Consider the following 20996-nt stretch of genomic DNA (forward strand, 5'->3'; position numbering starts at 1 on the left):
ATTACGACTCCTCATTGCCATTTCCAGCACCACGACCGCCTGCTATGGCAGAAAGACGGGCAGCGCTTTGCTGGTTCACCTGGGGGCGTGATTTTTTAGCGAACTGGGCAAGCACTTCATCTCGAGGGCCAAACATATTCATTTGACCTTCTTTCATGACCAGTAGCTTATCCATATTTTTTAGTACGCTGGTTCGATGACTTATTACAAACAACGTTGTGCCTTCAGCCTTTAATTGAGCGATTGCCTGGCTTAGCGCTCGCTCACCAGCATCATCTAAGTTTGCATTGGGTTCATCTAAAACCACGAAGACAGGATTACCGTATAAAGCACGTGCTAGACCTAGGCGCTGACGCTGACCACCAGAGAGCGCCCCGCTGTTAGAACCAATAATGGTGTCGTAACCATTAGAGAGCTCCAATACCATTTCATGAACGCCCGCTTTTTTAGCAGCTGTAACAACTTTTCCTGGATCGACATTGCCAAAGCGGGCGATATTTTCACTGATAGTGCCATCAAACAGCTCGATATCTTGTGGTAGGTAACCAATAAAGGGGCCGAGCTCATCACGGTTATATTGATTAATTTCCCCACCATCAAGCCGTACATCGCCCACTTGAGTCGGCCATATGCCCAGCAATACACGAGCGAGCGTTGATTTGCCTGCAGCGCTGGGGCCGATAATGCCGATATGCTCACCTTTCGCGACACTAAAATTAATACCACGAATGGTCGCCATACGGCTTCCGGGAGGAGCAGCAGCAACGTTTTCAACATCCACAACCCCTTGGGGAGGCGGCAATGACATGTGGCGCTGTTCATCGGGTATTTGCGTCAGTAGCTCATTTAACCTGCTATAGGCACCACGCGCGGATACAAACCCCTTCCATCCGCCTATCATTTGGTCAATTGGAGCCAACGCCCGCCCCATAAGGATAGAACCTGCAATCATCATACCTGGGGACATTTCACCTTCGAGTACTAAGAAAGCACCTAGACCAAGAATTAATGACTGAAACAGTAAGCGCATTACTTTAGACGTATTCGTCAATGCGCCTGCACGATCACTAGCTTGTGACTGTTTAGCAAGAAATTCATGGTGGCGCTTTGACCAACGCCCCATAATCCCAGGGAGCATGCCCATAGCATGCAGCACTTCTGAATTCCTTAAATTAGAATTAGCCAGATTTTGCGCTTGAATCTGCTCGCTATTAGCTTCAGCTAGCAGGTTCTTAGTAGATTTTTCGTTAGCCACCGCCAGCGCGAATAAAATAATGCCAGCACAAGTAGCAAATACCCCAAGCCATGGATGGAAAATAAACAAAATACCCAAATAAATGGGCACCCATGGGGCGTCAAAGAAAGCAAATAAACCGTTACCAGTTAGAAATTGCCTCAAACTAGTCAAATCATTGAGAGGCTGAGCGCTTTGGGATCCCTGCGCGACTAAACTGCGTCGGAACATGGCACTATAAAGCCGCTGGTTGATAGTGGTATCTAAGCGGTTACCAATCCTAACCAACATCCTTGACCTAACAAGTTCGAGCCCCCCCATCACCAAAAATAAGAACACGACGACGAGCGTCAACATAATCAGAGTGTCGAGACTTTGCGTGCTGAGGACGCGATCGTACACCTGGAGCATATACATCGGAGGAACAAGCATCAGCAGGTTAACAAACATGCTAAAAAAGCCCACCGATACAAACGAACCTTTACAGGCGCTTAATGCACGCTGCAGATCCGTTGCTTCCTGTTGCTTTGCCATGGAAGGGTCACCGTTGAATCAAAGAAGTCACGCGAAGATTAATCGCGGCAGCATAACAGAAACGCCCCTGTCTAGGGTAGGGGCGTTGAGAGCACTGGTCATGGGGAGCAGGTAAGTCCATGATTATCCAACTAGTTTAGACCATTTAGTTAGCCAAGCAGCATCATACTCCCCCTAACCCTGCTAAGCCAATCAGAATGACATCCCGTTCTGGATCGCTTACTAACTCATTGAGCTAGCACAATAGGCCAGCCGAGCCTGAAGACCATTCGAGCACATTTGCGTAAGTCAAGTTCAACCAAGACATCAGACTGACCTGTGCACTCACACTTCTACAGTTTGTCCACATTTCAAGTACTAACATCGACGCAAGCAAAGATTGGCAGCTCTCGGAAACCCTAGCTAGCATTACCGTTAAGCCACAAAAAAACGGGCGACCCTAACGGCCGCCCGTTCTTTGTGGCTATCCTTTGCCAAGGAGAATGGTTACAGCTGCTTATTTATAAACCGGAAGCCGCGCACATACCTCGGCCACTTTATCCAGCACCTGGGCTTCGATGGCGCTGGTGTCATCGCCCTTGGCCAGTACGTCCAGAATATCGCAGATCCAGCCTGCCAACGTACTACACTCTTGTTCACTGAAACCGCGCGTGGTCACCGCTGGGGTGCCAATACGCAGGCCAGAGGTGACAAACGGGCTTTGCGGGTCGTTAGGAACAGCGTTCTTGTTCACGGTGATATGAGCACGACCCAAAGCAGCATCGGCATCTTTGCCCGTTACGCCTTGCTTAATCAGCGAAAGCAGGAAGAGGTGGTCTTCGGTACCACCAGAGACGATGTCGTAACCGCGATCGATAAACACCTTGGCCATTGCCTGAGCGTTCTTAACTACCTGCTGCTGGTAGGTTTTGAACTCGGGCTCCATAGCCTCTTTGAAGCAGATCGCTTTGGCGGCGATTACGTGCATCAAGGGGCCACCCTGGCCGCCGGGGAAAACCGCTGACTGCAGCTTCTTCTCGATATCAGCGTCGTTTTCCGCTGAGAGAATCACGCCACTACGTGGGCCACGTAGGGTTTTATGGGTGGTGGAGGTGACCACGTGGGCATGGGGCAAAGGGCTGGGGTAAACGCCCGCCGCAACCAGACCAGAGACGTGGGCCATATCAACGAGTAAGTAAGCGCCTACTTCATCGGCGATTTCACGGAACTTGGCCCAATCAACAATTTGTGAATAGGCTGAGAAGCCGGCGATGATCATTTTGGGCTTGTGCTCGCGAGCAAGCTGGGCCACTTGAGCGTAATCAATTAACCCCTGCTCATCCAGACCGTACTGAATGGCGTTGTAGTGCTTGCCGGAAAAATTAGGCTTGGCACCATGGGTCAGGTGGCCGCCCGCATCCAGGCTCATACCTAAAATGGTATCGCCTGGCTTAACCAGCGCTTGGAACACCGCGCTGTTGGCTTGCGAGCCTGAGTGGGGCTGAACGTTCACGTAGGTGGCGCCGAACAGCTCTTTGGCGTAATCAATGGCCAGGTTTTCAGCGATATCGACGAACTCACAGCCGCCGTAGTAGCGCTTACCGGGGTAGCCCTCAGCGTATTTATTGGTCAGCTGGCTGCCCTGAGCTTCGAGTACGCGGGGGCTGGCGTAGTTTTCGGAAGCGATCAGTTCGATGTGGGCCTCTTGGCGCTCCACTTCTTTCTGCATGGCATCAAACAGCACATCATCAAATCCGGCAATTGTCATATCGCGGCTGAACATCGGCGGGAACCTCGTAACGAGAAAGGGTCATCATGGAAGAAGCGAGGGCGCTATCATAACGCAGCCTGACGCGACTTTCATCGCATCCTCGTCAGGTCTTGCATGAGCGTGATTCATGTAATGACAGAGAAAGTGTCATCGCGAACGCAATGAAGCGATCTCAGGGGGCGTCAATTTGCGTTTTCCTTCGCCATGCAAAATACTGTATATTTATACAATATTTTAAGCACCAGGATGCCGACGATGCCGGGCCAGTCTTCTCACTTTACCCCTGCCTTGCCGTTAACCTCTCAGCCGCAGCCTTGTGGCCGCGCTGGTTTTAGTGGCTTTCCTTCGCCAGCCCAGGATTACGAGCCATGCATGCTGGATCTCAACACACGGCTGGTTAAAAACCCTACTGAGACGTTTTATGTCACCGCCACCGGCGACAGCATGGAGGGTTGGGGAATTTTTGAGGGTGATTTGCTGGTGGTTGATCGCAGTATTGAACCGCAACTGGGACATATTCTGGTCGCTATGCTAGAGGGCGAGGCCCTAATTAAACGCTATGCGCTCTATCGGGGAACGCCGCACCTGTGCTCAACACATCCTAACTATCCGCCACTGCCACTTGAAGGCAGCGACTGCCAGCTATGGGGGGTAGTGCGCGCCGTCGTGCACGAGTACTTGCGATGATCGGTCTAGTCGATGCCAACAACTTCTACGTCAGCTGCGAGCGGGTTTTTCAGCCCAAGCTGGAAGGTAGGCCCGTGGGGGTAATGTCGAACAACGACGGCTGTGTCATCGCCCGCTCCGCCGAGTTAAAAGCGCTGGGTATCCCTATGGGTGCGCCAGCCTTCAAGCTTGAAGAAATGCGTCAGCGCGGCGAGATCCACCTGCTGTCGTCTAACTATGAACTCTACGGAGATATGTCGGCACGGCTGACCCAACTACTACGCGATGCCTGCCCTGCAATTGCGCCCTACTCAATAGATGAAATGTTCGTCTACCTGGAAGGATTAACCACAGAGCAGTGTGAGAGGCTGGGGCGAGAATTGCACCATCGTATTCGCCGCCATTTAGGGTTACCGGTGTGTGTTGGGCTGGCACCCACCCACACGCTCGCCAAATTAGCCAATCACCTTGCCAAGCAAGACCCACATTACCAAGGCGTTTGCCTGCTTAATGGACAAGATCACACGACGCAGGCGCTGCTCAAACGTACGCCGGTGGGCAGCGTGTGGGGCGTCGGCCATCGGCTTGCCGGGCGCTTAGCGATTGGCGGCGTGACCACCGCTTGGGACTTGCGTCAAAGCGACGACAAGCAGTTGCGCAAGCGCTTCTCTGTGGTGCTGGCGCGCACCGCGCTCGAGCTGCGTGGCACGCCTTGTATGGAGATGAACGCCCTGGATCAACCGCGCCAACGCATTATGACCTCGCGCTCTTTCGGCCAGCCCACCGGCGTTTTTGCAGAAGTACATAATGCACTGCGGCGCCACGCCCAGCGCAGCGCTGAAAAACTTCGCGAGCAACGTAGCTTAGCTCGTGCGGTGATGGTATTTCTCAACACTAACCGTCATCGCCGCGATCAGTTGCAATACTTCCCGCAGGCGCTGATCGCCCTGCCCTCACCCAGCGACGATACCCGGGTGATCCTTGATGCCGTACGCCAAGGCCTTGAGCAGATTCATCGCCCCCGCTACCAGTTCATGAAAGCTGGCGTGATGCTGCTGGATTTAGTGGATGCAGAGCAGCACCAGCTTTCGCTGCTGCATCCGCCAGTCCGTGATCGCCATCCGTTTTTAATGGCAACCGTGGATCAGATCAACCAGCGCATGGGGCAAGGCACTATCAGCTTTGGTATGACGGATGCCCCTGCTGCTTGGCAACTGCGCTGCGCCCACCGCTCAGACCGCTATACCACGCGCTGGGACGAGTTGATGAAAGTGGGCACTCACCCCGGCGCAGTCGCCGACGCCGAGGCAAAGCAGAAAGAGAAGCAGAAAAAACACCAGGCGTTAACCAGCGCTAAGCGCAGTACGCAGCCGCGGGCTTAAGGTTTCTCCAAGCGCGACCATGGCAAACAGAATCCCCAGCAACCAGGGCCAGTGAGCCGCAAACGAGACCTGATAAACGCCCAGCGCGTCGACAAAAATCACCACAATGCCCAGCGGGCTAACGTAGCGCACCATGGTCAGCCACAGCGCATAAGGCAAGGGGGCAAGCCCCAGCTCGTCGCGGAAGGTCTCGCTTTTCAGCACAAACCCCGCTACCACTACCGTGCCCAGACCACCCAACGGCATCATCCAGCGCGAGGTTAGATAATCCAGCCAGTCAAAGAAGTTCTTACCGGCCAGTGTCCAATCCGCGCCCAGGTTAAACGACAGCATCGCCAGTGTGCTAATCAACCACAGCACAATACCGGTGCCCCAGGCGGCTGCCGGACGCGAGATACCTTTGTTGTCGCACAGCCAGGAAACCGTGGCTTCGACCATAGAGATCGAAGAGGTCAGCGCTGCCATAGAGAGCATCAGGAAGAACAGAATGCCAAACAGGGTGCCCAGCGGCATCGCCTGGAAGGCCAACGGCAGGCTCATAAAAATTAGCCCAGGGCCTTCGCCGGGGTTCATGCCATTGGCGAAAATAACCGGGAAGATCGCAAGCCCCGCCATCAAGGCAACAACGGTATCCGCCACCGCCACACTCACCGTGGTGCGGCCAATAGAGGCGTCTTTAGGCAAGTAGCTGCCGTAGGTCAGAATCGCCCCAGAGGCCAGCGAGAGGGTGAAAAACGCATGGCCCAGCGCTGCCAGCAGGCCCTCGCTAGAGAGGCTGCCCGCATTGAACGAGAACAGAAAGTTAACCGCGGCGCCAAAACCACCGGAAAACATACCAAAGCCAATCAGCACCACCAGCATGATCACCAGCCCCGGCATCATCCAGCTAACGCTCTTCTCAATTCCCTGCTGCACGCCTTTACCCACGATCAACATGGTGGCCAGCGTGACCAGGGTGCTCCAGAAACCGAGGTTCAGAGGATTGGCGTTATTGGCCCCGAACACAGCGGCCATCTCATCAACGCTGCTGCCCGCGAGCCCCCCGGTCAGCATCTTCCACAGATACGAGAACGACCAGCCCGCCACCACCACGTAAAACGACAGGATCATAAAGCCGCAGAGCATGGCCATCCAACCAATCAACGACCAGGCCGATGAACGGCCAGACTCATTGACCACGCGCCGTATGGCATCCACCGGGCTACCACGCCCCCGCCGACCAAACGCGATTTCGACCATCATCACCGGCACACCCACGGCAAAGATGCACGTTAGATAGACCAGCACGAAGGCGCCGCCGCCAAACTCCCCAGTCATGTAGGGGAATTTCCAGATATTGCCTAGCCCCACCGCCGAACCGGTGGCCGCCAACATAAACCCCCAGCGGCCTAGCCATTGGGTGCGAGGTTGCCTAGAAGAGGTCATTTGCCCATATCCCGTAGAAAAAGGCGCTCATCCTAAAGGATTTCGAGGGTAATGCCCACTAGGCCCCAGTTCCTAGGCGTACACCATGGCTTTTGCGGCGGCATCCAGGCGTTGAGCGGTTTGATCGACCCGGCGCAAACAGGCCAGCAGCACCGCGCCAAGCGTTACAAAACCGCCCGCCAACCACAGCCCAACACCATAGTGGCCAGAGGTTTCAGCCAACATACCGGTTAATGCCGGGGCGCATATCTGGGCGGCGCCGTATGCCAGAGTCATCTGCCCCATTAGCCGCGCGGGGCTGGAAGGATAGAGCCTACCTGCCATGGTCAGCACAAGGCTGACGCAACCAAGGAAGGTACCGCCATAGAGCACCGCACTGAGCAGTACCACTGCTGAGTTCGCGGTAATCGCAGGCAGTACGATCCCCACTACCTGAATCCCCATGGCGAGAATCAGCGCCCCTAAATAGCCCACTCGACGGGCGACCAGATCCCACAGCATCACCGCTGGGGCGGCGGCTAAACCGGCCAGAGCGAACGTCCAGTTGCCCATCCCCGCCAGCAGCGGCTCACGCTCAACGATGGCAACTAAGAAGGTAGCGCTGATCACATAGCCATAACCGGCGCAAAAGTAGGCGGCGAGCATCCAGCGCATAAAAGTACGTGTTGGCGGCGTAGCGGTTCGGCTACTCGCCACGTGAGCCCCCTCTAGCGGCCTTTCCGGCCGCGGCAGCCAGCGCCAGGCAGGCACCAGCAGCACGGCACCCAGCAGGCTAAAGCCCCACCATTGGGTCTGCCAGCTAAAGGAAAACTGGAGCATCATCTCTACTGCCACCGCCGCGACAATCATGCCTAGCCCCAAACCGGCAAAATGAATTCCCAGCTCGCCGCGCTGGCGATGTTGGATTAACCAGTGAAGAATCAGCCCTGACGCTAATAGCATTGCAGCGCTGCTTGAAAGACCCGCCAGAAAACGCAACCCCGCCCAAACCCAGAAGTGATCGGTAAGCGCCATACCCGCAGTCGTGATTACCGCCAGGATTAACCCGCAGCGAAATAGCGTGTCTTTGATATAAATACTGTGAATAGAGGCGGCCAGCACGGCCCCCAGCATATAGCCCGCGTAGTTAACCGCAGCCAGCCAGCCGCCATCGGCATCACCCATCCAGGTCTGCTGCTGCATCACCGGTAGCAATGGGGTATAGGCAAAGCGCGCGATGCCAACACATAATATTTGGCTAAAAACGCCCGCCAACAGCACTTTGAAGCGCTGGGCACCTAGCGTTGCGACGGTCATGGGGCTGCTCCTGAACGGCTCTTTAACGACGACTGAGCGGACGTTATGTTAATTAGCGTGCGTATTTTATCGTCATAGTAAGGCCTTTCAGGCAGCGGGTCATGACCACCTAAGTCGAGGAGCGAGGTTAAAAAGGTTTAGCTCGCATCAACCTCCATGCTTAACAGCAAAAACGATAGCGTCTTGCCATGCCCATCCAAGTTGAGCGCGCCATTAACGCCGCCCTGCAGCACGTCATCGATCACGAAGTTCATGCCCGCCAAATTAGGCAAAGGGTAACGCCGCACTCGGCTGGCACCGCGGTGGGCAAACAGCGCCAGCACCCGCTCCTCGGTTACCTGCTCCAGCAAGGTGGCGTAGTGGTCTGGGTCATAGGCAAACAGTGCCACGTTAAGCCGTTCACCTTTGTCACCAGCACGGGCATGGGCGAGTTGATGAAGAGCGATTGAGGAATGCGGGCTTACCGCTGTTTGCGTGTGTTCAGTTTGCAACATAGCGTTCACTCCTGCGTTCGCCGAGCGGCGATGATTCAAACAGACTGGCATGGGGATGAATATCGCTACGCTTTACCAAATAAGAAGCGGTAAACACTCGCCTTTGAAATTGACGCCGCACGCCGCCGCCACCCGCGGGCCCGGCACAATAAAGCGCCAATAGCTCCTGGGTGGCGCGGGCTACCCAGCGCCGCTCGCTGTGCTCGGCCGCCAGTCGCAGCCGATAATCGCCGCTGGCAGACGCTGAAGCGCTACGCTGCAGCTCACCGCTATCGCTATCGAATACGCTGGCCAAGCCAATGATATCCAAGCGGGTACGCAGCTCGGCAGGGGCTCGAAACACCAATCGTTCACGCAGTACCTGCGCTGCAAGCTGGGCTCGTGCCAACGCGTTCGGGCCGGCATAGGAAATTTCCGCCTCGCCCTGCCAACCGCCTTCATAGCACACGGTGGTTTTTAGCCGCTCAGGCGCAGGCTTGCCGCGAATTCCTGTCACCGCCACGCGATTGGGTGACAACTGACGCACCTCTGCGTGGGAAAGATCCACCGTGACATCCGGAGTCAGATAATTCGCCGGGTCATGCACTTCGTAAAGCAGCTGTTCTTTCACCGTTTGCTCGGTAACACAGCCGCCGGTATTGGCAGGCTTGGAAATAATAAGGCTGCCATCCTGCTCCACTTCAATAATCGGATAGCCCACCGTGGCGAGCCCGGGCACGTCTTTAAAGCCAGGATCGGCAAAGTAGCCGCCGCTTACCTGGGCGCCACACTCAGCCAAATGCCCCGCCATCATGCCGCAAGCCAGGCGATCCCAATCGTCCCAACGCCAATCGAAGTGGTGCATCAGCGGCGCTAAAAACAGCGCCGGGTCGGCTACCCGTCCGGTGACAACCACATCCGCCTGCATAGCTAACGCCTCAGCCAGCGCCTTGGCACCCAGGTAAACGTTGGCTGAGATCAGGGCGTCATCACTTGGCATATCCAGCCGCTCGGCCTCCCAACGCTGTAAGTCCAAGCTATGTAGCTGCTGACGGATATCGTCACCGTGCACCTGGGCTATGCGCACATCCCCGCGCCCAAGCTGTGTTGCCAAGTCAGCAATTACCTGACAAGCACCACTGGGGTTCGCCGCACCGAAGTTGCCTAAAATCTTAATGTCGTGATCCAGGCAGTCGCGCAGCACTGGCGCCAGCAGCTCGTCTAACAGCGGTTCAAACCCGCTTTCGGGATCATCACGCATCGCGCGGTGGGCTGCCGCTAATGTCCGTTCACCCAGGGTTTCAAAAACCAGTGCAGAGGGTTGCTGACGTTTGATCAACTCTGCCACCACCGCCACGGCCGCATCGGTACGGTCACCGGAAAAGCCCGCCCCGCTGCCTAATAAAAAGCTCATAGCTGGGTCTCCTTGGCTTGAAGAGAGTGGTGGTCGCCCGCGACAGACTCCAGCTCGTCTCTCAGCAGCGAGCGGCGGCGTATAAATAGCCCAATGATTAGGGCTAGCGCCGCCAGCGTGGTCAGCCAGCCGGGGGTGAGCGCCAGTCCAATGACCGCGATCAGCCCCACGACATCGATCACGCGCTTACCTGTCATGGCTACCCGGGACATCAGCGCGGCGAAGGCCATCACAAACACGACCCCTTGGCAGCTGGCCAAGACGATCTCCAGGGCAGAACCAAACCCTGCCAGGGCTGGGTAGATCAGCAGCAGGAAGGGAATGACATAGATAGCCGCCGCCAAGCGCACTGATTCAACCGCCGCAGGCAGCCAGTTGGTGTCGGCAATGCCTGAGGCCACGAACACCGCAATACATACGGGCGGTGTAATCACCGACAGGGTGGCGAAGTAGAAAACGAATAGGTGGGCAATCAGCGGCTCAACACCGATGGTGGTGAGCGCAGGCGCCAGCACTGATGCCACCAGAACATACGCTGCCGTGGTCGGGATCCCCATGCCCAAAATCAGACACACGCCGCCGACGATAAAGGCGACCAGGAACAGCGATTCGCCGCCCACCGTGACGATCAAGCTGGCTAAGGTCACACCGATGCCGGTCATACCGATCATCGCCACCAGTATCTGCGCCCCGGCCAGCAGCACGCCAATAATCACCATGCCTTTGCCTGCATCGACTAAGCCTGCCACCAGCTTGCCGAGGATCTCGCGCAGCGGCATCTTGGCCATGAGCGCAAAAGGCACGAACGTTAGTACGGTCATTAAGATACCGTAGAACGCCGACATTTGGATCGAACGACCGCTGAGCACGCCGTAAAACAGACCACCCAAAGCGGCCAGAATGGGAATGATACGTTCAGGGCGTATCACGTCTGACCAGCTTGGCAGCTCATCATCAGGCACTACCTGCAGTTGGCGGCGCTTGGCGACGAGGTGAATGGTGACAAACACCCCGAGATAGAAAAGAATCGCTGGCAACAAGGCCGCTAAGGCGATACGCAGGTAACTCTCACCGAGGATTTCCGCCATGATAAATGCCGCAGCACCCAGGATTGGCGGTGCGATTTGGCCGCCGGTCGAGGCCACCGCTTCTACCCCAGCCGCGAAGGGGCGTGGGTAGTTCAAGCGTTTCATCATGGGGATGGTGAAGTTGCCCGTGGTGGCGACATTGGCCACCGCGCTACCGCTGACCATGCCAAACAGCCCGGAGGCCACCGTGGCCACTTTGGCAGCACCGCCCGGTGAACGGCCGCTGATACGCAACGCCAGATCCATAAAGGTATTGCCGCCTCCGGTATGTAGCAGCAAACAGCCGAACAGTACGAAAGCGGCGATGGTAGTCGCAGCGACGCCCACCAGCATGCCCCACACGCCTAAGTCACCGAGGTAAATGGTTTCGGTCATGTAGTAAAGATCAAACCCGCGGTGGCCAAGCGGCCCTGGAATGGCGGCCCCAAACCACGCGTAGGCTAATCCCACTAACACTAACAGTGGAAAGATCACGCCGATGGCGCGCCGCGAAAGCTCCAGAATCGCCACCAGCAGTACGCCGGACAGCAGCATATCCCGAGGTGTTGCCCAGGGGAGTTCGACCAGAATTTGTTCATAGTTAAGCGCCACATAGCCACAGGCAAACACCACCCCCACTGCCAGCACCGCATCAATCGCAATGCCCAGCGGGCGCCAGCGCTTGCCTGCGCCTAGCGGATAGACGGCAAGCCCTAGCAGGATGACCAGCGCGAGAAAGATACTCCGCTGAATCAAGCTCTCGAACGGCCCAGTGGCGGAGGTATAAAGGATTAGCCCGCCCAGCAGGAGCGCCAAGCCTTTGGTAACTGTCTCGCGCATGATCATCTTCTCCAATGGGCCTTACTGGACTGGCTGCAAGGCATCGGGGATGTCATACCCCTGCTCTTCGAAATAGCGCGCAGCGCCAGCATGCAGTGGCACGGTGCCAACCTCCAGGGTCATCTTCGCCATATCCGCATCCTGCATGGCAGCGAAGGCGTTAACCTGCGGCTCTGGGTTTTCCATCACCGCTTTGACGATTTGATAGGCGGTTTCTTCATCCATATCCGGATGGGCGTGCACGGCCACACCAAAGGCCCAAGTGGTGTAGGCAGGAATACCCTCTGCGGCCCCTTCCCGCACATCGACAATCGCCACATCGGGCATTTCGCTGCGCAGTGTGTCGGCCTGCTCTTGGTCAAGCGACAGCACGCTAATCGGTGTGAAAGTGGCGATATCCATGGAGGAGCCATCCAGGCGTTCTCCGACCCCCGATTTTACCGACCCCATCACTCGGCCATCTTTCATGGCGTCGACCATATCGGTGGTAGAACCACGTACATAATCCGGTTCGATGCCAAGTGCGCGCATTACCGCTTCGGTGGTTTTCTCAGTAGCTGACCCCGTGATCCCTGGATTGAAGCGAACACCGTTTAAGTCAGCGAAGGTTTCCACCCCTGCATCCTGGCGCATTACGGTATTCTGCGGTGCCACGGTGTAGACCCAGAGCAGGCGGTTATCGACGGGGCGGCCTTCAAAATCCTCCTCACCGGCGTAGGCGTGATAACCCGTATTGGTGGTCACCAGGCCCATATCGATTTGGTTGCGGCCTAAACGGCGCAGGTTATCCACAGTGGCACCGGTTTCGGCAACCGAAGAACTGATCCCTTCGACTTGATTATTAATAATCTGATTGACTGCCACAAAGTAGCTGTAGTGGCTGGAGGAGCTTGAGGTAGAGCCAATCAACAGGCGCTCATCAGCGTGAGTAGCAGCAGCGGCCAGCACCGTGGCACTGGCCACCATGGCAGTAAGTAGCGTTTTCATTGTGTCTCCGAAGCTCGCAAAGCGAGCTATTGTTATTGTAGAGCGGCTTTTTATGTAAAACGGTGATCGCGACGCTGTTTGCATGCGATACAGCAAGCATGGTCTGCCAGTTTAATTTTGTATATTGAATAGTTTTTAATTTATGTTTTACTTTCTAAATGAATCCAAGCATCCAGCAGTTGCGTGTTTTTGTTGCCGTCGCCCACTCGCGCAGCCTTGCAGAGGCCAGCGAGCGCGTGCACCTTTCCCAACCGGCGATTTCGATCGCCCTGCGTAAACTTGAGGAGAACGTCGGTGGTGCACTGTTTGCCCGTACCACGCGGCAGCTCGCGTTAACACCGGAAGGCGAAGCCTTTCTGCCCGTTGCCGTGCGGCTCCTGAATGATTGGAACGAAGCCTTTGAGGATCTCAACGACCAATTTTCCAAACAGCGCGGAAAGGTAACCGTGGCCGCCCTGCCTACTCTGGCGGCAGGACTATTCCCGCGGGTCATTAAGCTTTTTCACGAGGCTTACCCACGTATTAACCTCAGCCTGCACGATGTGCTGGCCGATCAAATCAATCAAATGGTGCGCGAAGGTCGCGCCGACCTGGGTCTTTCCGTGCCGCCAAGCGACGCAGACGACTTGACGTTTGACCCCGTCCTCGAAGACAGCTATGTGGTCGTTTGCCCCTGCGGGCATCCATTGCTGGCGCAATCAGCCGTCGCCTGGAGCCAACTCGCGGCTTATCCGTTTATTGGTATCAATCGCCTTTCCAGCTCGCGCCAGGATATTGACCGCATTATGCAGAGCGTAGGAGAACGGCTGGATATCTTGTGCGATGCGCGCCAGATCGCCACGGTAGGCCGCATGGTAGCTGCGGGATTAGGTATTAGCGTGCTGCCCTCGCTCAGTTTTCGGCAAATTGCCGCCGATGGTATTGAGTACCGCCCGCTGGTGGAGCCGACCATTCGCCGTGAGCTGGGCATTATATTGAGCCGCCGTCACCCTCCATCCGCCGCCACCAGCGCCCTGCGCGAGCTAATTCATCACCATGAATAAGCGTCTTTCTCTACACACAGTGCGGGAATCTGGCAGACTAGAGGTGATTAACATCCACCTAAAAATGAGTGAGCGACAACGATGAGCGATAGTGCAAAACCCTGGACACAACCAATGCCCGACGCGCAGTTCAAACTAATGCGCGATATTCTTGCCGCCCCCAGCCCCGTAGGCCTGGAAGCTGCCATGACCTACGGCGTGCTCAAGCCGCATTTTGAGAGCTTCGCGCCTAAAAGCTGGCACCTTCACCAGTTTAAGGGCAACGCGGGCGTTGTGCTGGACACTCACCCCGGCCGCGACGACATGTTCAAGGTCATGCTGATCGGCCATGCGGATAAAATCCGCATGCAGGTGCGCTCGATTGGCGAAGACGGCAAGATCTGGATCAACACCGACTCCTTTCTGCCCACCGTGCTTATCGGCCATGAAGTGAAGTTGTTCAGCGAAGACCCCGACGCCCCCGGTAGCTACCGCTGCATTGAAGGTGGCACGGTCGAGGCACTGGGCGCGATTCACTTCTCCGATCCTGCCCAGCGCGATGGCAGCAAAGGCCTGAAAAAAGAGCAGATCTACCTGGATCTACAGATCCACGGCGAGAATAAAAAGCAACAGGTGCTGAACCTGGGCGTACGGCCCGGCGATTCGATTATTTTCGACCGCCCTATCCGCCCCGGCTTTAGTCCCAATACCTTCTACGGCGCTTACCTGGATAACGGCCTAGGCTGCTTTGTGACCGCCGAAGTGGCGCGTTTGATCGCCGAAGCAGGTGGCACCCAAAATGTGCGCGTGCTGTTTGCGATTGCCAGCTACGAAGAGATTGGCCGTTTCGGCAGCCGCGTGATGGCGGGCGAAATGAAGCCAGATGCCTTAATTGGCGTCGATGTAAACCACGACTATGTGGCTGCGCCCGGTATTGGCGACAAGCGCATGCAGCCACTGGAGATGGGCAAAGGCTTCACCATGGCGGTGGGCTCGATTGCCAGTGAACAGCTCAACCGCATTATCGCCACGGCCGCGAAAGAGCAGGACATTCCGCTGCAGCGCGATATTGTCGGTGTGGATACGGGTACCGATGGCATGGCAGGCGTATTGGCGTCTATCGATAGTGCCGCTACCTCAATTGGCTTCCCTATTCGCAACATGCACACCATCTCAGAAACAGGCCATACCCAGGACGTGCTGGCGGCCATCCATGCCCTCACCCATACCCTGCAAGCCCTGGATGCCATGCCTGACCTACAGCGTGAATTCCTGGATAACCACCCGCGCTTAGACCAAGCGAGCCCGCTCACCCATCAAGGCGGCGACAAGCCTGACAGTGAGAAGGGTGACAGCAAAGACGAGAGCAGCGAAGGCAAAACAGTTAGCCAAGGCAACGACAGTAAGAAAAGTAAGAAAAAAGCGAAGAAATAAAACAAGCGTATAAAAAAGAAGCCCCGGCCACTCCCTGGCTGGGGCTTTATCAAACCTTCCTTGATTCGTCTTCACAAACATCCTGTTTGTGCATCCATGAGCGTAAGCTTCCCTAGCTTTATCTTCCCTGTTGCCACTTCCTTATGCTGTGTACTCACAGTGAACCTTAAAACACTCTATTTATCTAACCTATGTTATTAAACCGGAAAAAATTTATCTTTTTTTATTCAGATTAACTGCACCTATTTAAAGCACGCTTTTTTATATGGCACATATGCCTTGCAGCGCTATACTATTAAAAGTATCGGCAACGATGCTACTCTACACGGACGTTACCACGCCTGAACCATCATCAAACTTAATGGTAGGAGGTCAGCGTGCGAGACATTATTATTAGCAGCAAAGTCAACGGGCTGGATGTCATCTGTCGCCATTGTGGCAACAATGAGTCACCCAAAAACCCGTTTTTGAACCGCTTCCGTTTAGAAGGCACCGGTAAAAACAGTACCACCGTACGCTGCCTGAACTGTCAAACAGCGGTTGAAATACCCTTGAGTGAGTTAAGCTCGCTTTATTATCACTATGCTTGTTAAAACAATCGCTTACCAACTTAAGCGGTTATTATAAAAAAGGCTTATCTTTGTGACCGCTGCCTTTTTACTATCAACAGCAATACATTATTAACGAAAGCGTCATAAGAGCTTAATTAAATTTTTATTTATTTCAGGGTAAAAAAAACCCGGCCACTCCTTGGCCGGGTTTTCATCTGTTCTTCCCTGATCTTGCACCACAAACATCCTGTTTGTGCATCCTTGTGCTACACAAGCAATCCTTGCTTGTTCTTCCCTGTCGCGAGTTCCCTTCGCTGTGTGCACACAGTGCGCTTTATAACAGCGGGTTTATCTAACCTGTGATATGTAGCGGCAAATAAATTGTTTTTTAACGGATTTTTGGATTTTAAATAGCATTTTAGCCAAGCAAGTTTTTGACGACGATTGTTATAGCAACATTTTCAGCGGCATCCATAGCCCCATCAGCACCATGGCGATATTTTCTGTCAGCGATACAAACCCTAGTGGCACATTGCTGCTTCCGCCAACGCAGGCACATTTCAACTCACGCTTATCCACGTACACGGCTTTAAAAACCGACACCGCGCCCACCGTGCCGATAAACAGCGCCAGCGGTGCTGCCAGCCAAAGCATGGCACCGGCCAGCATTAGTATCCCTGCCAAGGTTTCTGCGTAGGGGTACACATAGCTGTAAGGGACATAGCGCTGAGCCAGTAAGTCGTAGTTAAGGAACATCGAGCTAAAGCTCTCTACATCCTGCAGCTTCTGCAAACCCAGCAGCACCATGGCCGTGGCCACCGCATACTCAGGCATTCGTGCTGCCACTAAGGTGCCATTGGCAACCCAGCTAATCGCCAGACCGATGAGCAAAGCGGTAACAAAAATCGCGATCACTGGCCGATATGCGGTCTCTTTTGCACTTGGCACGCTCATGCCTAAATGCTCACGAACCTCTTCATAGCCGCCAATACGTTTATCACCTATATAGGTTTGCGGAGTGGTATCGACATTCTCCTGGGCCTTGAACGCTTCAATTTCATCTCGGGATGTAAGCGGATGGTCATCAACCTGATAGCCTTTGCGTTTTAACAAATCGACTGTTTTCATACCGAATGGGCAGAGATGTTCCGCGGTTTTCATCCGATAGACGCGTGCTGTCTCCATGTTAGTCGCCTCCTTGTTGCGCTGCTGAGAACTGCGCTGTTGAGAACATAGCTAATTAAAAATAAATAACCTATCTCCCTATAAGCATAGTCAGAATCTAATCGGCACCCAAAAATACAAACGGCGAGGAGAGCCTCGCCGTCGTCACCAAACCCGGTATTAATACCGGCGGGTTATTTCGTCAGCCACGCCATTAGCGTTTCAGCCGTGAGCGCTGAGGAAGGCGGGTTTTGCCCTGTGATCAGTTGGCCATCTTCACGTACGTAAGGAGTGAAATCATCCGCTTTGCTATAAATCCCGCCGCACTTTTGCAAGGCATCTTCAACGAGATGCGGCACGATATTGGTCAAGCCCACAGCCTCCTCTTCGCCGTTAGTAAAGCCCGTTACTTGGCGGCCTTTTACTAGCGGTTCACCAGCGCTGTCTTTAGCATTTACCAACACTATCGGCGCGTGACAAACCGTGGCAACCGGCTTGCCTTGGGCGATAAAGGTTTCGATCAAGCGAATCGAGTCCGCGTCGTCAACGAGATCCCATAGCGGGCCATGGCCTCCGGGGTAGAATACCGCATCGAAATCATCAGCCTTCATGTCGCTCAAGCGATGGGTAGCGGCAAGCTCCGCGTTAGCTTTTTCATCTTGCTTAAAGCGGCGCGTTTCATCGGTTTGGCTATCGTCTGCGTCACTTTTTGGGTCAAGCGGCGGCTGCCCACCCTTGGGCGATGCCAACGTTACTTCAGCACCCGCGTCTTTAAAGACATAATAAGGGGCTGCCAGCTCTTCGAGCCAAAAACCGGTTTTATTACCGGTATCACCCAACTGATCGTGAGACGTCAGTACCACTAAAATACGCTTGCTCATATCTCTCTCCTGGCGGTGGAAAATGAGGCAATTAAAATGCGTTACGGTTAGTTAGTGGGGGTCTGGATGGCGGAATGCAAGGAGAAACGACAAGTGAACATCGAAGCGCGGGATTTTTATCGCAGTGGTCCTGACCATCGCCAGGGGCAAGCCAGCAGTTTTGCCCTGATCCGGCGTCAGTTTGATTTTCGCTCCATTGAGATTGGACGCTGGGTAACCAACGCTGAGCGCGACCGTGCCGCGGAGCTGTTTCATGATGCACTGTGCGATCTTATGTTGATTTTACAGGGAACAGAGGCGTTGATTTCCCTACGCGGCTCAATCGCGCTGCAGTACGGCAGCGGTGGTCGACCGGGTGTTTCTGCCCACTATGACCCCAGCCAACGCAGTTTTGCGCTGGCTAAAAACGCTGGCCCCGGCAGCATTGCCCACGAGTGGTTTCATGCGTTTGATCACTATATCGCCAGTAAGTGCTTTCGCGGCACGCCCGTCGGCATGTTCGCATCTACCGCCTGGCTCGCCGATGCGACGCCCATTGCACACCCTCTGAATCAACTGCTGAGGCATTGCTTCAAGGCCGTACTGCTTCGACCAGCGGGTGATCAGCCTAGCGAGCTGTTTCAACGTTCAGTACAGATGGATAAAAAACTTGGACAGCTCTATTACAGTAAACCCGAAGAGCTCTGCGCACGCGCTTTTGAAGCGTTTGTGCAGGATGCGGCCATCACCAATCACTTCCTGGTCAAAGGCACCAAGGCCTCTCCTGAAGCGGAAAGAGGTCTTTACCCACGGGGTGCACAGCGGGAACAGATCAATGCAGCGTTCAGCGACTACTTTGGCAGGCTGGGGAAAGCGTTGCGGAATGCAGAGTAAGCATGACGGCGCTCGACAGGCTCTGCTGCCGAACGCCGTGGGTGTATAAAGCAGCTTCACCTAGGTAGAGCACTTCGTAATATCTGCGCGTTTCGTGGTGTGCAGCACCGCCATCAGATAGCACAATGCAAGCGCTAGAAAGCCCAGCAGGTCACTGATCCATTCGGGGTAGATCATCAGTGCGGCAGGCAGCAGCAGCGCACAACGCATGCGCACTCCCACCGAACCTATTCGATAAAGGTATCCTTCCATCGCCGCTGCCACCAACCAGATCGCGGTCATGGCTGTAAAAGCGGAGGCCATCACGCTCAACAGGGGGCCCTGCAAAATCAGCGATGGGTTGAGCACAAACAGGAACGGCAGTACGAACAGCACGGCTCCCAACCGCACGGCATACAGGCTCGTTCGGGTGCTGTTGGCGCCGGCAACACCGGCAGCAGTAATGGCGGCTAGCGCCACGGGTGGAGTGATATAGGAGAGCATTCCCCAGTAAAGAATGAACAGGTGGCTGGCAAGAGGATTGAGGCCAGCACCCACTAGCGCTGGCGCAAGCAGAATCGACAGGAAGATGTAGCATGCGCTGACCGTCATTCCCATCCCGAGGATAAAGCTGGTAATCGCCCCCGCCGCCAGCATCAGGGGAATGCTGTCACCTGCATACAACAGCAGTTCGCGAGAGAAAGCCCCTGCAACCCCCGTATAGGAAAGCCCACCGACCACCAAACCGATACCGGCCAAAACGGCGACCAGACTCCCCACCCCGTGTGCCAACTGATAGAAAAAATCCAGCAGTTGGCTGATACGCAGCCGCTGCTGACGGCGCACCAGTGCAATCGCCAGCAATATCAGGGTGGCATAATAAGGCGCCTGACTTTCCAGACGCATGACAAGCAGCATGTAGATCAGCACGCCCAAACTGAGTAGGTACGGCCATCCAGAGAGCAGCGTGTCACGCACCCTGGGAATATCCTTGGCGGGCATGCCCATGAGGCCTTTGCGGGCAGCATAGTTATCTACCTGAAGCAGCAGGGCCAGGTAGAAGAGCACCGCAGGCAGCAACGCCGCCAGCATTACCTCACCGTAACTGACGCCTAGGAAGGAAGCCATGATGAAGGCAACGGCCCCCATAACGGGCGGCATCAAGGTTCCGCCCGTGGAGGCGCACGCCTCTACGGCAGCGGCATATTCGCGTGAATAGCCACTGCGCTTCATGGCAGGAATGGTAATCGTCCCTGTGGTCAGGATATTGGATACCGCACTACCGGATAAGCTGCCCATGAAGGCACTGGAAACGACGGCCACCTTGGCGGGCCCGCCGCGGCTTCGGCCCATCAATGCAGTGGCGAAATTCATAAAGAACTCACCGCCACCGGTGATGGTTAGCGCAATCCCAAATACGACGAAGCCGATAATCAGGTTGGCGACGACCTGCATCGGCACGCCCACAATGCTTTCCGCCCCCATGACATGGGCTCGGATGGTTTCCCCCCATCCAAAACCATTACTCCACAGGAAACCAGGCATGTGGCCTGCATAGAGCGGATAGAGCCCAAATAGCAGTGCCACGGCAAAAACCGCCCAGCCACCACAGCGGCGAACGCCCTCCAGCACCAGTAGCAGCATCATTGTTGCCACCAGCGTTGCTTCGAGCGGGGCGAAATACTCCCACCCTTGCTGGGTCATGCGCAGGCCATTAAGGCCAAGGTAGATGGCGCCACCAAGAGCAGCCCCCGCCAGCACCCAGTCATACCAGGGCAGGCGTTCGTTATCAGCCTTACGAGCCGGAAAGATCAGTAGTGCCACCGATAGGAACAGCCCTATCAGATAGTAGATAAAGGCATTACCGATCGGATAGAACCCCAACAGCTTGAGGGCAAAGGTTTGGTTGATCGTCATCAACAGACCGACGGCTCCCAGCCCCATCACTATCCACCTTGCCGAACCTTCCAATCGCTCTTGACTTGAATTGCTCATGATGTCGCTCCCAGTGACATATCCACCCG

The 20996-nt window shown here is 55.3% G+C and carries 16 protein-coding genes; 5 read left to right on the top strand and 11 right to left on the bottom strand.

The genetic code is table 11. From position 1 onward, the window contains the following. Position 1 precedes the first annotated feature (1 nt). Both E0L35_RS19665 and glyA read right to left on the bottom strand, forming a co-directional pair. Positions 2-1768 carry a type I secretion system permease/ATPase gene (locus tag E0L35_RS19665; RefSeq protein ID WP_027959623.1) on the bottom strand — a complete coding sequence of 589 codons (1767 nt, stop codon included), beginning with the start codon at positions 1766-1768 and terminating at the stop codon, positions 2-4. Positions 1769-2264: 496 nt separating this feature from the next. Beyond that, positions 2265-3530 carry a serine hydroxymethyltransferase gene (gene glyA, locus E0L35_RS19670; protein ID WP_022520376.1) on the bottom strand — a complete coding sequence of 422 codons (1266 nt, stop codon included), beginning with the start codon at positions 3528-3530 and terminating at the stop codon, positions 2265-2267. Positions 3531-3773: 243 nt separating this feature from the next. On the opposite strand from glyA, the gene umuD reads away from it, so the two are divergent. Continuing rightward, entirely contained in the window at positions 3774-4205 is a 432-nt protein-coding gene (umuD, locus tag E0L35_RS19675; protein ID WP_138801228.1) for a translesion error-prone DNA polymerase V autoproteolytic subunit, read from the top strand. Further along, complete coding sequence (locus tag E0L35_RS19680) at positions 4202-5566, top strand: Y-family DNA polymerase (protein ID WP_138801229.1); 1365 nt, start codon at positions 4202-4204, stop codon at positions 5564-5566. Before umuD ends, E0L35_RS19680 begins: the two co-directional genes overlap by 4 nt. Here E0L35_RS19680 and E0L35_RS19685 read toward each other — a convergent pair. The 6 genes from E0L35_RS19685 to E0L35_RS19710 form a co-directional block, all read right to left on the bottom strand. Beyond that, positions 5528-6991, bottom strand: coding sequence for a sodium-dependent transporter (locus tag E0L35_RS19685; protein WP_138801230.1), 1464 nt, complete (start codon positions 6989-6991; stop codon positions 5528-5530). The genes E0L35_RS19680 and E0L35_RS19685 overlap by 39 nt on opposite strands. A 72-nt stretch (positions 6992-7063) precedes the next feature. Beyond that, positions 7064-8287, bottom strand: coding sequence for a YbfB/YjiJ family MFS transporter (locus E0L35_RS19690; RefSeq protein ID WP_041157894.1), 1224 nt, complete (start codon positions 8285-8287; stop codon positions 7064-7066). 137 nt (positions 8288-8424) lie between these two features. Continuing rightward, entirely contained in the window at positions 8425-8781 is a 357-nt protein-coding gene (locus E0L35_RS19695; protein ID WP_138801231.1) for a hypothetical protein, read from the bottom strand. Continuing rightward, entirely contained in the window at positions 8768-10174 is a 1407-nt protein-coding gene (locus E0L35_RS19700) for an acyclic terpene utilization AtuA family protein (RefSeq protein ID WP_138801232.1), read from the bottom strand. Before E0L35_RS19700 ends, E0L35_RS19695 begins: the two co-directional genes overlap by 14 nt. Next, entirely contained in the window at positions 10171-12081 is a 1911-nt protein-coding gene (locus tag E0L35_RS19705) for a TRAP transporter fused permease subunit (RefSeq protein ID WP_249362164.1), read from the bottom strand. The genes E0L35_RS19700 and E0L35_RS19705 overlap by 4 nt, the downstream gene beginning before the upstream one ends. A gap of 21 nt (positions 12082-12102) precedes the next feature. Next, entirely contained in the window at positions 12103-13068 is a 966-nt protein-coding gene (locus E0L35_RS19710) for a TAXI family TRAP transporter solute-binding subunit (protein ID WP_138801234.1), read from the bottom strand. Between the two features lie 158 nt (positions 13069-13226). Between E0L35_RS19710 and E0L35_RS19715 the strand changes: the two genes are divergently transcribed. Beyond that, the gene (locus E0L35_RS19715; RefSeq protein WP_138801235.1) at positions 13227-14111 is read left to right on the top strand and encodes a LysR family transcriptional regulator; all 885 of its coding nucleotides are present in this window, start codon (positions 13227-13229) and stop codon (positions 14109-14111) included. An 81-nt stretch (positions 14112-14192) separates the two neighbouring features. Then, on the top strand, positions 14193-15524 hold the full coding sequence (locus E0L35_RS19720) for a M20/M25/M40 family metallo-hydrolase (RefSeq protein WP_022520386.1): 1332 nt from the start codon (positions 14193-14195) through the stop codon (positions 15522-15524). A 998-nt stretch (positions 15525-16522) separates the two neighbouring features. On the opposite strand, the gene E0L35_RS19725 is transcribed toward E0L35_RS19720, so the two are convergent. Together E0L35_RS19725 and E0L35_RS19730 are read right to left on the bottom strand one after the other, a co-directional pair. Next, the gene (locus E0L35_RS19725; protein WP_039860162.1) at positions 16523-17260 is read right to left on the bottom strand and encodes a glutaredoxin; all 738 of its coding nucleotides are present in this window, start codon (positions 17258-17260) and stop codon (positions 16523-16525) included. A gap of 173 nt (positions 17261-17433) precedes the next feature. Then, complete coding sequence (locus E0L35_RS19730; protein WP_009288080.1) at positions 17434-18120, bottom strand: type 1 glutamine amidotransferase domain-containing protein; 687 nt, start codon at positions 18118-18120, stop codon at positions 17434-17436. Positions 18121-18213: 93 nt separating this feature from the next. Here E0L35_RS19730 and E0L35_RS19735 point away from each other — a divergent pair, with 93 nt between their 5' ends. Next, positions 18214-18993 (top strand): CLCA_X family protein, encoded by a 780-nt coding sequence (locus tag E0L35_RS19735; protein ID WP_138801236.1) that lies wholly within the window; start codon positions 18214-18216, stop codon positions 18991-18993. A gap of 60 nt (positions 18994-19053) precedes the next feature. On the opposite strand, the gene E0L35_RS19740 is transcribed toward E0L35_RS19735, so the two are convergent. After that, positions 19054-20967 (bottom strand): TRAP transporter permease, encoded by a 1914-nt coding sequence (locus E0L35_RS19740; protein ID WP_138801237.1) that lies wholly within the window; start codon positions 20965-20967, stop codon positions 19054-19056. Positions 20968-20996: the final 29 nt, after the last annotated feature.

This window comes from Halomonas sp. ATBC28, from assembly GCF_005937175.1.
Classification (GTDB): Bacteria; Pseudomonadota; Gammaproteobacteria; order Pseudomonadales; family Halomonadaceae; genus Vreelandella; species Vreelandella titanicae.